The 13671-nt window shown below is 64.7% G+C and carries 14 protein-coding genes; 6 read left to right on the forward strand and 8 right to left on the reverse strand.

Annotation, left to right across the window (positions count from 1 at the left end):
* Positions 1 to 61: 61 nt before the first annotated feature.
* The gene (locus IVB48_RS06890; RefSeq protein ID WP_247398802.1) at positions 62 to 1003 is read right to left on the reverse strand and encodes an SMP-30/gluconolactonase/LRE family protein; all 942 of its coding nucleotides are present in this window, start codon (positions 1001 to 1003) and stop codon (positions 62 to 64) included.
* Positions 960 to 3032: a PQQ-dependent sugar dehydrogenase gene (locus IVB48_RS06895; RefSeq protein ID WP_247398805.1), complete on the reverse strand. Its 2073-nt coding sequence runs from the start codon at positions 3030 to 3032 to the stop codon at positions 960 to 962. The genes IVB48_RS06890 and IVB48_RS06895 overlap by 44 nt, the downstream gene beginning before the upstream one ends.
* A gap of 206 nt (positions 3033 to 3238) precedes the next feature.
* Here IVB48_RS06895 and IVB48_RS06900 point away from each other — a divergent pair, with 206 nt between their 5' ends.
* The 3 genes from IVB48_RS06900 to IVB48_RS06910 all read left to right on the forward strand — a co-directional run bounded on the left by IVB48_RS06900 (position 3239) and on the right by IVB48_RS06910 (position 5529).
* The gene (locus IVB48_RS06900; protein WP_007606355.1) at positions 3239 to 3472 is read left to right on the forward strand and encodes a hypothetical protein; all 234 of its coding nucleotides are present in this window, start codon (positions 3239 to 3241) and stop codon (positions 3470 to 3472) included.
* Positions 3473 to 3481: 9 nt separating this feature from the next.
* Complete coding sequence (locus IVB48_RS06905) at positions 3482 to 3658, forward strand: hypothetical protein (protein ID WP_197031156.1); 177 nt, start codon at positions 3482 to 3484, stop codon at positions 3656 to 3658.
* A gap of 281 nt (positions 3659 to 3939) precedes the next feature.
* On the forward strand, positions 3940 to 5529 hold the full coding sequence (locus tag IVB48_RS06910; RefSeq protein ID WP_247398807.1) for a gamma-glutamyltransferase: 1590 nt from the start codon (positions 3940 to 3942) through the stop codon (positions 5527 to 5529).
* Between the two features lie 2 nt (positions 5530 to 5531).
* Here the strand turns inward: IVB48_RS06910 and IVB48_RS06915 are convergent, their stop codons facing one another.
* Genes IVB48_RS06915 through IVB48_RS06930 form a run of 4 tightly spaced genes read right to left on the reverse strand, consistent with a single transcriptional unit; the run spans position 5532 to position 9016 of the window.
* Positions 5532 to 6818 carry an FAD-binding oxidoreductase gene (locus IVB48_RS06915; protein ID WP_247398809.1) on the reverse strand — a complete coding sequence of 429 codons (1287 nt, stop codon included), beginning with the start codon at positions 6816 to 6818 and terminating at the stop codon, positions 5532 to 5534.
* A gap of 12 nt (positions 6819 to 6830) precedes the next feature.
* A complete protein-coding gene (locus IVB48_RS06920) occupies positions 6831 to 7562 on the reverse strand; it encodes an amino acid ABC transporter ATP-binding protein (RefSeq protein ID WP_027568180.1) in 732 nt (243 codons plus the stop codon).
* Positions 7559 to 8212, reverse strand: coding sequence for an amino acid ABC transporter permease (locus IVB48_RS06925; RefSeq protein WP_007600584.1), 654 nt, complete (start codon positions 8210 to 8212; stop codon positions 7559 to 7561). Before IVB48_RS06925 ends, IVB48_RS06920 begins: the two co-directional genes overlap by 4 nt.
* Before the next feature lie 45 nt (positions 8213 to 8257).
* Entirely contained in the window at positions 8258 to 9016 is a 759-nt protein-coding gene (locus tag IVB48_RS06930; RefSeq protein ID WP_247398813.1) for an ABC transporter substrate-binding protein, read from the reverse strand.
* Between the two features lie 181 nt (positions 9017 to 9197).
* Between IVB48_RS06930 and IVB48_RS06935 the strand changes: the two genes are divergently transcribed.
* A complete protein-coding gene (locus tag IVB48_RS06935) occupies positions 9198 to 9872 on the forward strand; it encodes an XRE family transcriptional regulator (protein WP_247398816.1) in 675 nt (224 codons plus the stop codon).
* 107 nt (positions 9873 to 9979) lie between these two features.
* On the opposite strand, the gene IVB48_RS06940 is transcribed toward IVB48_RS06935, so the two are convergent.
* Together IVB48_RS06940 and IVB48_RS06945 are read right to left on the reverse strand one after the other, a co-directional pair.
* Positions 9980 to 11245, reverse strand: coding sequence for a D-amino acid dehydrogenase (locus IVB48_RS06940; RefSeq protein ID WP_247398818.1), 1266 nt, complete (start codon positions 11243 to 11245; stop codon positions 9980 to 9982).
* A gap of 70 nt (positions 11246 to 11315) precedes the next feature.
* Positions 11316 to 12644: an aspartate aminotransferase family protein gene (locus IVB48_RS06945; RefSeq protein WP_007600575.1), complete on the reverse strand. Its 1329-nt coding sequence runs from the start codon at positions 12642 to 12644 to the stop codon at positions 11316 to 11318.
* A 149-nt stretch (positions 12645 to 12793) separates the two neighbouring features.
* On the opposite strand from IVB48_RS06945, the gene IVB48_RS06950 reads away from it, so the two are divergent.
* Positions 12794 to 13342, forward strand: a complete 549-nt coding sequence (locus tag IVB48_RS06950) for a cupin domain-containing protein (RefSeq protein WP_007606338.1) — start codon at positions 12794 to 12796, stop codon at positions 13340 to 13342.
* Between the two features lie 140 nt (positions 13343 to 13482).
* Positions 13483 to 13635, forward strand: a complete 153-nt coding sequence (locus IVB48_RS06955) for a hypothetical protein (RefSeq protein WP_197031157.1) — start codon at positions 13483 to 13485, stop codon at positions 13633 to 13635.
* The last annotated feature ends 36 nt before the right edge of the window (positions 13636 to 13671 follow it).

Consider the following 13671-nt stretch of genomic DNA (forward strand, 5'->3'; position numbering starts at 1 on the left):
AGCAAGAAGAATGCCGCCCCTGTCGCACCGCCCTGCGCCGCAAGCAGATCGCTCGTGAAGCTCAGCAGCGCCCGCGCTGAAGGCAGTGCTCGCGGCCCTCCTGGTCGGTGCGGAAGGCCTCGACGAAGCCGCCCTGACGCTGGGTGACGAAGATCGTCTTGCCGTCGCGGCCGCCGAAGGCAAGATTGGTCGGCTCCTTCGCCCGCAGCGCGATCTCCCGCTCGACCGCGCCATTGGCCTTCATCAACGTGATCGTGCCCTTGAGGATGCGCGCGACGTAGAGGCGGCCAGCGACATCGGTGCGCAGGCCGTCGACGGTGTCGGGCTGAAACGCCTTGACGAGTTTTGGACTGGTGAGCTCGTTGCCGCCGATTGTGTAGGACCAGATCTGGCCACTGCTGGATTCCCCGACATAGAGCGTCTTGTCATCAGGGCTGAGATCGATGCCGTTGGTCGTGCCCATCGCGCGCGGCGCCGACATGAGCTGTCCCTGCACCGTTCCGTCGGCTCCCTTCGCGATGCGCCAGATGTGGCCTTCGCGACCTTTCCAGTTCGGATCGCTCGCGTAGATCGTGCCGTCGCGGGCGATGGTGATGTCGTTGGGCTGGTTCATCTCGTCGGAGTGAAACCAGATGGCGGGCTCGGTCGATCCCTTCGGGATCGCGAAGATGTTGTGCTTCTTGTAGTCGGCGATGAACATGGTGCCGTCGCGCGCGAAGCGGATGGCATTGCCGACGCTGCCCTCGGGCAAAGCCGTGAACGACTCGGACGCCGCGCCGCCGACAGGCAGCTTGCCGATGGTGCCGGGCTTGCCGAAATTGACCACGAAGAGATTGCCGTCGAGATCGGCGGCCGGGCCTTCGATGCCGAAGGTGTATTCGCCTGATGGCGTCACCTGCACGCTTTCGAACAGTTTCGTTTCCGCTCGGACCGGTGCCGTCGCAAGGACGAGAACAACGCTACTGCACAGGCACCAGAAATTCCTGCCGGATGTAATAGCCATCGCCGTCGCTGCACTCGCCATTCAGATAGGGATCGGCCGGCCGGAAGAAGCGGCTGAAGCCGGGTTTGTCTACAGCGTTCCTTTGTGTCACGACGACGACCTTGGCAGCCGGTATTTCGCCGCATTCCTTGTTGGTTTTGCCAAAGAACTTGCGCTGCGGCGGGCCGGACCTGATCCGCATCCGGATGCCTGGAACCATTTTTGACACCAGCAGATCCGCCGTGTCGAGCAGGCGCGTGTAACCAGGCTCGGCCTTCGGCAGGCCTTCGCCACCCGGCGGCATCAGCTTCTCCGCGCCTAACCCACGAAGCCGCGTGCGCAACTTGCCGGAGTCGGGATCACCAGGATAGATCCAGCCATCCTGCGCCAGCATGAAGCGAAGCACCGTCGCGTCCTTCTGAGCGTCCGATAGGCCCGGCTTCAGGCCGAAATCCGAGTGACAGCCGACGCAGTGCTTTTCGACGAGGCCCTTGCGCAAATTGGTGAGCCGAACGCTGTTCGGCGCGTTCCTGGCCACGAAGACCGCCAATTGATCGATCAGCGCCTGGCTACGCATGTCGCAGGGCAACGGCGACGGCGCATCGCCCGCGGCGCGGTCGATCCGGATCACGGTCTGGTTCTTGTCCTCGACCAGCCAGATGGCGCCGTCCTCCGCGACCGTCATGCCGGCGGGCGCGCCTTGCGGCCGGGCGCCGTTGACGCGGTGCCAGCCTGCGATCAGTTCCTCGAACGGCGCGGCGGCGACGTCGCCGCCCTCGGTCTGAAAGCTGTGGGTCGGATCGGCCGCGCAGCTGACATGATAAGACACCGGCGCCGGGGCGGGCTTCGGGAAGCCGTGGTCGTCGACCTCATAGACGATGACGCGGCTGCCGGTCGGGCGATAGCCATGCAGGCCAACCAGCAGCTTGCCTTCGAGCTCCGGAAATTTCGCCCCGTGATAATAGAGCATCGCGAGCGGCGCGCCGTGCGGTGGAAGCAGCGAGAACGGCGCCTTGTAGAGAGCGTTGGCGGTGCACAGCGATTTGTAGACCCCCGACTGCAATACGATCCTGAATTCGGGACTCGGCGTCGACATATCGTAGCAATAGGGCCAGCCGTAATGCCTGCCCTGCTCGATCGCGTTGATCTCCTCGTTCGGCTTGAAAATGTCGGGCAGGTCGCGGCCGTTCTCGCCTTGCAGGAAGGCATAACCCGCATCGGGGAAGCTCGGATGCAGTGCCAGCGCCATCGAGTTGCGCAGGCCGCGCGCATAGACGCTGTGCGGCGGGTCGGTCTCGCCAGGCTTCAACGCCGGAAAGATACCGCTCGGGGGCGGCGTGAACAGCCAGATCGATGCCATCGCGGAAGAGCCCTCGGCCGCCGCGCAAGGTCTCGTGATCGGCGCCGGCGTGATGCAGTCGTCGCTGTGCGAGCCGACATTGACGAACAGCCGGCCGTTCTTATCAAAGACAAACTGCTTGAGTGGATGCGCGCTCTCGTCGAGCTTTGTGCCATCGGGCAGCGTGATCCGGCGGCCCGGCATGTGACGGACGATGGTCTCGACCGTGTCGCGCGGATTGTCGGCGAGCGGATCGAACCGGAAGATCGTCTCCGCGCTCGAGGCATAGAGCTTCTTGTCCGGGCCGATCACCAGACCGAACGGATATTCGATTGCAGTCAGCAGCTCCTTGAACCGCTGTCCCTGGGGCGCGCGCGGGTCGAGCAACAGCAGCCGGCCATCAGTATGGCCCCAGCCCGCCATGTCGGCGACCACGAACAGGTCACGACCGGGCACCTGGACGATCGAGCGCGGGAATTTCAGCCGATCCTCCTCGCTGGCGACGAGGCCGGCGCAAAATCCCGCCTTCATGTCGATCTGGATTCTGGGAAAAGCCAGATCGGCACTGCCACAGGTCTCCGTGCCGATCGCATAGCCGCTCTTGCGGACCGGTTCTGATGAGCCTACCGAGGTGAGGGTCAGGAGGACCACCAAGGCGACCGCGCATGCGCGCAGGCTTCGGCTTTCACGCCAGAATGTGAGGTGGTTCACGGCGCCTCCCGGACTTTCCGTCCAGGGTTGTTCCATGCCGTGGGAATGCCGTCCAGTTGATCAACACCCCCTTGTGATCAAACCGGCAGGGGGCTTGGCGCCGACCAATCTCCGTAGATTCCCTTACCGGGCTCGACCCGAATGTTTCGCGAAGGCTTGGAATGGTATCGGTTTGCCGTCCCAATCGCTCCCAATAGGAGACGCATATGGTCCAGGTCTATTTTCACTGCTCCAACTTGGACGGCACGCTGATCGATCGCAGCGGCACAGCCGTGACCAACCTGACCGAGGCGCGCGACCGTGCCGCCCAGATCATGAACGCGATGATCCTGACGCCCGGCGCTGAGGATTGGCGCGACTGGGTGATCCATGTCAGCGGCTCCGACGGCGAGGAGATCTTCGATCTCCCCTTCACTGCCATGCTCGGCAAGCCGCACTGAGGTGATGCCATGTTGCTCGCGTCACTGACCCTGCTCCGCCAGCCCCTGAACTTCGTCGCCAGCAAATGGCAGACGCTGATGCGGGTCGCGGGCAATCCCTACCGCCCCGAGCTTCACTACATGCGCGGCCCTGGCCCGAAATGGCACGCCAAGTATCAGGCCAGCCGGCTGGATCGCGCGCGCTGAGCCCTGCGGCTCCTGCTTCCCACTGATCGGTCTCTCAATGCGTCATGCCCGGGCATAGCCGTCCGAAGGACGGCGTCGCTTCCGCTCGCCTATGTCCCGGGCATTCTCGTTTTGGCATCTACGTCTTGCCGACTGCGCCTCCCCCGCCTGTTTCACACCAGCCATGCCACGCCGCCCTTTCGATGTTCTCGGTGGGGGCGATGTGCCATTCTTCGCGCGTTCCGCCGAATGCGGAGCTCAGCGCAACGAAGCCAAACCGAAGACAGCACACAGACATCATCATGCCTCACCAGTTCAGCCACGCCCAAACCGTCCGCAAGCCCGCCGTCACATCCAAAGGCGGCATCGTCGCCACGCAATCGCGGCGGGCGGCCGAAGTGGGGGCGCAAGTGCTGGCGGCGGGCGGCGACTGCGTGGATGCGATCGTCGCCACCACCTTCGCGCTCAACGTGCTGGAGCCCTGGAACAGCGGCATGGGCGGCGGCGGCGCGATGGTGCTCTACCGTGCCGCGGAAAATCGCTATGAGGTGATCGACTACGGCATGTGCGCGCCGCAAAGCCTGCGCACCGCAGACTATCCGCTCAGCGGCGAAGGCGCGGCTTCCGATCTGTTTCCCTGGCAGCGGGTCAAGGGCGACCGCAATATCCACGGCCCCGGCTCCATCGCCGTGCCCGGGGTCGTCGCCGGCATGGAAGAGGCGCATCGCCGCCACGCCAGGCTGCCATGGAAAGATCTCGTCGCGCCGGCCGTCGCCCTCGCCGGTGAAGGCCTGCTGGTCGATTGGTGGACCACGCTGACGATCGCGGCATCGGCGGCCGACCTTCGGCGCTATCCGGGAAGCGCGGCCACGTTCCTGAAGGACGGCCTGCCGCCGAGCGCGCCATGGGGTATCAAGTCCGAGACGCGGCTGCCGCTGGACGCGCTGAAGGCGACACTGGCGCACCTCGCCGACGCCGGTCCGCGCGATTTCTACCAGGGCGACCTCGCCAGAAGCATCGCGTCCGACATCAAGGCCGACGGCGGCGCGCTGTCGGTGGAGGACCTCGCCGCGTTCCGAGCCCATCTGCGCGATCCGCTGGCGATCCCCTATCGCGGCGGCAAGGTGTTTGCGACGCCGGAGCTGACGGCCGGACCGACCATGGCGCACGCGCTGCGCCTGTTGCAGCAGAACCTGAAGCCGGGAAGCGCGCCCGATGCAGCCGCCTACGCCGAATATGCCGCCGCGTTGCAATCGGCCTATCGCGAGCGGCTCAAGGACATGGGCGATGCCGACGGCAAGCGCTCGCTCGGCGCGGACTATCTGGCGCCCGCCTGCACCACGCATTTCTCCGTGGTCGACCGCCACGGCAACATCGCGGCGGTGACGCAGACGCTGCTGTCATCCTTCGGCTCGAAATACGTCACGCCGCACACCGGCATCGCCATGAACAACGGCATCATGTGGTTCGACCCGATGCCGGGCACCACCAACTCGCTCGCCCCTGGCAAGCGCTGCCTCACCAATTACACGCCCGTCATCGCCGAGGCCAAGGACGGCAGACGGCTCGCGGTCGGCGCCTCCGGCGGTCGCCGCATCCTGCCGTCGGTGATGCAGATCGTGTCGTTTGCGATGGATTTCGGCATGGATCTCGATGCCGCGATCCACCAACCGCGCATCGACGCCAGCGAAGGCGCGATCGTGATCGGCGATACCAGGTTGCCGGCGGACACACGCGAGACGCTCGCGGCGCGATTCGACTATGAGGAAGCGCGGGTGCAGTCCTTGCCGCAGAAGTTCGCCTGCCCGAGCGTCGTGATGCGCGACGGCGACACCAATTCCGGCGCGGTCGAGATCTTCCAGCCCTGGGCCGACGCGGTGGCGGAGGGCTGAGCCTAGATCCCCAGCCGGTCGCGCACGCGACCAGCGATCACTGCCGTCGTCACGCCGACCGGCCAGAAGGCATGCATCGGGATCGGCTTGATGCCGGTGACGGGCATGTCGATCTCGGTCTTGGCGCCGCCGATCAGACGTCGCGCGAGCTGCGCGCCCATGGCCGTCGAGAGCGCGACGCCGCGGCCGTTGCAGCCGAGTGAGATCAGGATGTTGTCCGCGGGCTCGTGCACATGTGGGTAATGATCTTTGGTGATGGCGAGCCGGCTGTTCCAGCCATGGGTCCAGACAACGCCCTTGAGCTGTGGCCATAGCCGCTCGGCGTATCGCATGAGATAGGCGACGTCGCGCGGCGAACTGATCCAGCGCATCGGGCCGCGGCCGCCCATCAAGAGGCGGTTCTGCTGATCGATGCGGTAATAGACGGTGATGTGGCCGCTCTCGTAAAGGACGGGACGCGTCGGCATGATCGAACGGGCCACGTCGTCAGACAGCGGGGCCGTGGCCGCGATCGAGGAAAACACCGGCACAATGGTGCGGCGAAGCGCCGGCCAGAGATCGTCGGTAAAACCGTTGGTCGCGAGCAGGACCTTGTCGGCATGCACCACCGCGCGCGGCGTCTCGATGCGCCAGCGGCTGCCTTCGCGACGGAGTGATAGTGCGGGTGTTTCGCCATACACCTTCGCGCCCGCGGAGATCGCGGCGCGCGCGAGGCCGCGGGCATAGCTGAGCGGATGCAGATCGCCGCCGCGGGTATCGAGCATGGCGCCGATGTAGCGATCCGTGCCGGTCATCTCGCGCAATTGCTCGCGATTGAGGTACGACACCGGCATGCCACGGGCGATGCACTGCTGTGCGGTTGTCTCGATCGCGGCGGCGCTCGCCTCGTTATAGGCCGCGCGCAGTGTGCCGTTCTGCCGCGCCTCGCACGGGATCTGGTAGCGGCGGATCAGATCGTGGGTGAAATCCGTCGTGCCGTAGGAGAACGCAATCATGCGGCGTCCGAGCTCGACGCCGAAATCGGCCTCGATCTGATCGGGGTCGTGCTTCAGTCCCGGATTGGTGTGACCGCCATTGTTGCCGGATGCGCCCCAGCCCGGCTCCTGCGCCTCCAGCACCAGTGCCTCGACGCCCTGCTCCGCCAGATGCAATGCGGTGGACAGGCCGGTGTAGCCGCCGCCGATAATGGCGACCGAGACCCTCTTGTCGATCTCGAGCGGCGGCGTGGCCACCGGCGCAACGGCGGTGTCGGCATAGAGAGACGGTGGCAGAGGCAGGCGCGTGGTCATGGCGAAGACCGATCAGAGCGGATGCAGCACGCGGCGCAGAAAATCCTGCGTCCGCGCATGCTGCGGTTGGTTGAGCACCGATTTCGCCGGTCCCTGCTCGACGATGACGCCGCCGTCGATGAACAGCACGCGGTCGGCGACATCGCGGGCAAAGCCCATCTCGTGGGTGACGACGACCATGGTCATGCCGTCGTCGGCGAGCTTGCGCATCACGCCGAGAACGTCGCCGACCAATTCAGGATCGAGCGCCGAGGTGGGTTCGTCGAACAGGATGGCCTTGGGCTGCATCGCCAGCGCCCGCGCGATCGCGACACGTTGCTGCTGGCCGCCGGAGAGCTGCGGCGGATGTTCGTTGGCTTTCTCGGCAAGGCCCACCTGGGCGAGCAGCGCGCGGCCACGCTCGAATGCGGCAGCGCGCGGCTCCTTCTTCACATAGAGCGGACCTTCGACCACGTTCTCCAGCACGGTCCGGTGCGGAAACAGGTTGAAGCGCTGGAACACCATCGAGACCTGGGTGCGGACTTGCACGATCGACGGCGCGTCGCGGTCGACCTTCAATCCCTCGACGCTGATCTCGCCGCGGTCGTAGCTTTCGAGACCGTTGATACAGCGCAAGATGGTGGACTTGCCGGAGCCGGAGGGGCCGACGATGCAGACCACCTCGCCCTTCTGGACGGACGCCGTGATGCCTTTGAGCACCTCGTTCTCGCCAAAGCTCTTGTGGACGTCGGTCAGCTCGATCATTTCTTGCCGGCCCGCTTCTCGAAGTGACGGACCAGCAGGATCAGCGGAATGCTCATGGTGAGATACATCAGCGCAACCATCGTAAACACGTTGGTGTTCTTGAAGGTCGAGGACGCGATCAGCTTGCCCTGAAGGGCGAGCTCGGCGACCGTGATGGTCGAGGCCTGCGAGGAATCCTTCAGCATCATGATCATGACGTTGCCGTAGGGCGGCAGCACGATGCGCACCGCCTGCGGCAGCACGACCCGGCGCATGGTCAGCCACCAGCCCATGCCGATCGATTGCGCCGCCTCGATCTGCCCCTTGTCGATGGCCTCGATGCCGGCGCGGAAATTTTCCGCCTGATAGGCCGAGTAGGCGATGCCGAGCCCGAGGATCGCGGCCTGCAACGCGCTGAGCGTGACGCCGAGATCAGGCATCACGAAGTAGAGGTAGAACAACAGCACGATGATCGGAATGCCGCGGATCACGTTGATCAGGCTGGCGCTGAGCAGCGACAGCACGCGGATGCCGGAGACCCGCATCATCGCCCAGACGAGGCCAAGCACCGTCGAGAGCAGCAGCGAGCCGATCGTGACGACGATCGTCAGCACGACACCGCTCATCAGGATCGGGAAGAATTCGGCCGCGTCGTGCCAGAAGCCTTTCATCGATCAGCTTTCATCGATCAGCTTTCATCGATTGGCCGCTGGCGATCAACCCTGTGCCTTCAGGCCCCATTTATCGAGGATCTTGTCGATGGTGCCGTTGGCCTTCAGCTTGGCGAGCGAGGCGTTGATCTTGCCGAGCAGCGCGGTCTCGCCCTTGCGCACGCCGATGCCGACCGAGCCGACGGTGACGGGCTTGTAGCCGTCGACCAGGCGCACCTCGGGGAAGCCGCCCTGCTTCAGATTGTAGGCGAGGATCGGATAGTCGGCGTAACCGGCCTTGAGGCGGCCGGTGTTCACGTCGCGCAGGATGTCGGGGATGGTGTCGTAGGCCTTGACGTCGGCGAACAGGCCGGACTTCTTGAGCGCGTCGACGAAGGCGGTGCCGACCTGGGCGCCGACCGTCTCACCCTTCAGATCGTCCTGGGTGGCGTAGGCCTTGGTGTCGCTCTTGGGAATCACGAGGCCTTCGCCATAGGTGTAGATCGGGTCGGAGAAGTCGACGACCTCCTTGCGCGGGGCCGTGATGAACATCGCGGCCGCGATGATGTCGATCTTGCTCGATGTCAGAGACGGGATCAGCGCCGAGAACTGCATCGGCTCGATCTGCACGTTGAAGCCGGCATCCTTGCCCACTTCAGTGACGAGATCGACCATGATGCCCTGGATGCTATTGGTCTTGGTGTCGAGGAAGGTGAAGGGAATGCCTGTCGGCGTCGAGCCGACCTTCAGCACTTGCTGCGCCGAAGCCGGCGCTGCTGCGGCAATCGCGAGTGCCGCGACCGCGGCGAGACCAAAACGCTTCATCGCATCCCCCTTGGGCCCGGCCGATGGCGGCGCTCGCAGATCTCGTCATCGCAGACGTTGCGGGCCAAGCCGTTTCGGCCTATTTTCACCAGTATGAAAATTTGGTCACACTTTCGCGGCCGTTGCAAGCGGTTTTCATGCACATGAAGGAAGTGGTTTTGACGTGAGCGGTGGCAAGAGAATGCGCAGGCCGGCCGCCGCAAAGCCGGCGAAGAAGGTGCAGATAAAGGTGAAGGTGAAAGCCAAGGCCAGCACCAGGGCTGTCGCCAAATCGGCCGAGCCGGCGATGGATGTCGCGGTCGGCCGCCGCATCCGCGATCTCAGGCGGATCAGGCAATTCTCGCTCGAGACGGTCGCCTCGCGCACGGAGCTTTCGATCGGCTTCCTCAGCCAGATCGAGCGCGGCCTGTCGTCGCCGTCGCTGCGCGTGCTGGCCACGCTCGCCGACGTGCTCGGCGTCGGCATCGCCGCGCTGTTCGGCGCGAGCCCGAACGCCGACGGTGCATCCGACCAAATCGTCACGCGCGGGCTGCAACGGCCCGAACTGAAGCTCTGGCGCACCGGCGTGTCGAAGCAATTGCTGAGCCCGGCCAGCGCCGACAACCGGCTCAATCTATTCCTGGTACATCTGGAGCCCGGCGGCTCCACCGGCGACGAGCTCTACACCCATGACGGCGAAGAAGCCGGCCTCGTGCTCGAAGGCGAGATGATGCTGACGGTGGACAGCGAGACATGGTCGCTGAAGACGGGCGACAGTTTTCGGTTTGCAAGCCGGAGGCCGCACCGATTTTCAAATCCGGCCGAGGATGCCAAGGCGGTGGTGCTGTGGGTAAATTGCGTGACGGGGACGGGGTAGCGGCAGCGGTCATTGCGAGCGAAGCGAAGCAATCCAGACTCTGACTGCGGAGACACTCTGGATTGCTTCGTCGCAAGTGCTCCTCGCAATGACGGGAGGATAGAGTCTTAACCGAACCGGTACTTGTACCGGTCCACCGTCAGCGCACTCACATCAATGTCCGGCTTCTTGCCCGACAGCATGTCGGCGAGCACGCGGCCGGAGCCGCAGGACATGGTCCAGCCGAGCGTGCCGTGGCCGGTGTTGAGGTGAAGGTTGGCGTACTGCGTCGAGCCGATCACGGGCGGGCCGTCGGGCGTCATCGGGCGCAGGCCGCTCCAGAACGTTGCCTTGGAGAGATCGCCGCCGCGCGGAAACAGATCGGTCAGGGAGTGATCGAGCGTGGCGCGCCGCGCCTCGTGGAGCTGGCTCGAGAAGCCGGAGATTTCGGCGGTGCCGCCGACGCGGATGCGATTGCCGAGGCGCGTGATAGCGACCTTGTAGCTCTCGTCCATCACGGTCGATTCCGGCGCGCCGGAAGCGTCCTTGATTGGCACCGTGATTGAATAGCCCTTCACGGGATAGACCGGCAGCGAAATATCGAGCGGCGCGACCAGCCGCGACGACCAGCTTCCGAGCGCGAGCACGTAAGCGTCGGCCTGCAACATACCGGCGCTGGTCACGACGCCGCTGACGCGCCCGCCGTCGGTGACGATGCGGTCGATGCTGGTGTTGAACATGAAGCGCACGCCGAGCGCTTCGGCATGCTTGGCCAGCGCCTGCGTGAACATGTGGCAGTCGCCGGTCTCGTCCTGCGGCAAACGCAGTCCGCCCGCGAACTTCTCCTTCACGCCCGCCAGAGCCGGCTCGGCCGCGATGCAGCCCTCACGGCTGAGCACCTCGAACGGCACACCGTATTGCTTGAGCACGGCGATGTCCTCACCGGTGCCGTCGAGCTGGGCCTGATAGCGGAACAGCTGCAGCGTGCCCTGCGAGCGCTCGTCATATTGAATGCCGATGTCGCGGCGCAGGTCGCGCAGGCAATCGCGGCTATATTCCGCGATCGGGATCATCCGGCTCTTGTTGATCGCGTAGCGTTCGCTGGTGCAATTGCGCAGCATCTTGAGCAGCCAGACCCACATCACGGGATCGAGCTTCGGCCGGATCACCAGCGGGCCGTGCTTCATCAGCAGCCATTTGACCGCCTTCACCGGTACGCCGGGACCGGCCCAGGGCGAGGAATAGCCGGGCGACACCTCGCCGGCGTTGGCAAAGGAGGTCTCGAGCGCCGGTTCGGGCTGACGGTCGACGACCGTCACCTCATGGCCGGCACGTGCGAGGTAGTAGGCAGAGGTGACACCGATGACACCGCTGCCGAGGATCAGAACTTTCACGCTTGGTCAAACTCCCGCGGCATCACGCTCGCCGCTGCAAGAGGGAACTCCGCAACGGCGAGAGCAATTATCAGGCCACCCGCTTGATGGCATCGCCGAGGATCGACACGATATCGTCGATGTGGCTCTTCTCGACGATGAGCGGAGGCGACAGCGCAAAGCTATCGCCGCTCATGCGGAAGTACAGCCCGCGATTGAAGCAGTCGACCATGACGTCGTAGCCACGCACGCCGACCGTACCGTCACGCGGCGACAACTCGACCGCGCCCATCAGGCCGCAATTGCGGATGTCGACGACATTGGGCAAGCCTTTCAGCGAATGCAGCGCATCGCGCCAATATTCGGAGATCGACGCACCGCGGGTCAGCAGGCCTTCGTCCTTGTAGATGTCGAGCGTGGCGATGCCCGCGGCGCAGGCGACCGGATGCGCCGAATAGGTGTAGCCGTGGAACAGCTCCATCGCGTTCTCCGGGCCGACCATCAGGCCGTCGTGAACCTTGCGGCTCGCGAACACGGCGCCGCAGGGAATGGTGCCGTTGGTGATGCCCTTGGCCGTCGTCATCATGTCAGGCGTGACGCCGAAGAAATTGGCGGCGAACGGCGTGCCGAGCCGGCCGAAGCCGGTGATGACCTCGTCGAAGATCAGGAGGATGCCGTGCTTGTCGCAGATCTCGCGCAGGCGCTGGAGATAGCCCTTCGGCGGCGGCAACACCGCAGTCGAGCCCGGCACCGGCTCGACGATGACGGCAGCAATGGTCTCGGCGCCGTGCAGGGCCACCAGCCGCTCGAGATCATCGGCGAGCTCGGCGCCATGCTCGGGCTGATCCTTGGCGAAGGCGTTGCGGGTGAGATCGTGGGTGTGGCGGATGTGGTCGACGCCCGGCAGCAGGGTGGCGAAGGCGCGGCGGTTGGCGACCATGCCGCCGACCGAGGTGCCGCCGAATCCGACGCCGTGATAGCCGCGCTCGCGGCCGATCAGGCGGGTGCGGCTCGCCTGGCCGTTGGCGCGATGATAGGCGAGCGCGATCTTCAGCGCGGTGTCGACCGACTCGGAGCCGGAATTGGTGAAGAAGATGCGATCGAGGCCCTTCGGCGCGATCTCGGCCAGACGCTCGGCGAAGTCGAATGCCAGCGGATGGCCCATCTGGAACGACGGTGCGAAATCCAGCGTCATCAGCTGGCGCTCGACGGCGGCGGCGATCTGCTTGCGGCCGTGGCCGGCATTGACGCACCAGAGGCCGGCGGAGGCATCGATCACCTTGCGGCCGTCGACAGTGGTGTAGTGCATGCCTTCGGCCGAGGAGAACAGGCGGGGCGCCTTCTTGAACTGCCGGTTGGCCGTGAACGGCATCCAGAACGAGTCGGTCTTGATCGTGTTCGGAATCTGATGAAGGGTCACGGGCCACGCTCCTTTGCTGACCTGGTACCAGAGGCACGGCTTGAAAAGCGCAACAAGTCCTTTTCTGATGAGCTGCAAGCCATTGATTTGACTAGGCCCGCCGGTCCATATTTGCGCGATCCGCAACACTTGCAACACGGGCCAGGGACATGAGCGTCGATATCGGTGGACGGCTGCGATTCATCCGGGCGCGCCAGAAGCTGTCGCAGCGCGAACTCGCCAAACGCGCCGGCGTCACCAATTCGACGATCTCGCTGATCGAATCCAACCAGATGAATCCGTCGGTGGGGGCACTCAAGCGCATCCTCGACGGCATTCCGATGGGGCTCGCCGAATTCTTCGCGCTGGAGCCGGAGAGCCGGCGCAAGATCTTCTACCGCGGCGAAGAGCTGACCGAGGTCGGCAAGAAGCCGATCTCCTACCGGCAAGTCGGCGACAATCTATTCGGTCGCAGCCTGCAGATCCTGAAGGAGCGCTATGAACCCGGCAGCGACACCGGACGCGTTCACCTCGTCCATGACGGCGAAGAAGGCGGCATCGTGATTTCAGGAAAGCTCGAAGTCACCGTCGAGGACGAGCGCCGCATCCTCAATCCGGGCGATGCCTATTACTTCGAGAGCCGTCGCCCGCATCGCTTCCGCTGCGTCGGCGGCAAGCCGTGCGAGGTGATCTCGGCCTGCACACCGCCGACGTTTTGACGTTGTCCGCAATCCTACGGAGCCACCGGTATCTTACGGAGGTTGAGCCATCTCAATTTCCGCAGCCTGATCCTCTATATGTTTCGAGCCATAGCCAAGCAGCCTCCGCTTTCCGGAGCCGCTTCGTAACAGGGCTCGCTATGAAGATCACGCTCGCAAATGCAGAGGCCGCACTCGATGAAGTGCAGCGCGACAGCGACAAGCTCCATTCGGAGGAGCTGCGCAAGACCATCGCGAATTACATCGAGTCGCAGCGAGAGGCTCTCAAGGCTCTTCGCAAGAAGCTGCACTAGCAGGCGGGGAGCGAGACGGGCTCGCCCGCCGCTGCT

Source organism: Bradyrhizobium sp. 76 (assembly GCF_023073025.1).
In the GTDB taxonomy this organism is placed as follows: domain Bacteria; phylum Pseudomonadota; class Alphaproteobacteria; order Rhizobiales; family Xanthobacteraceae; genus Bradyrhizobium.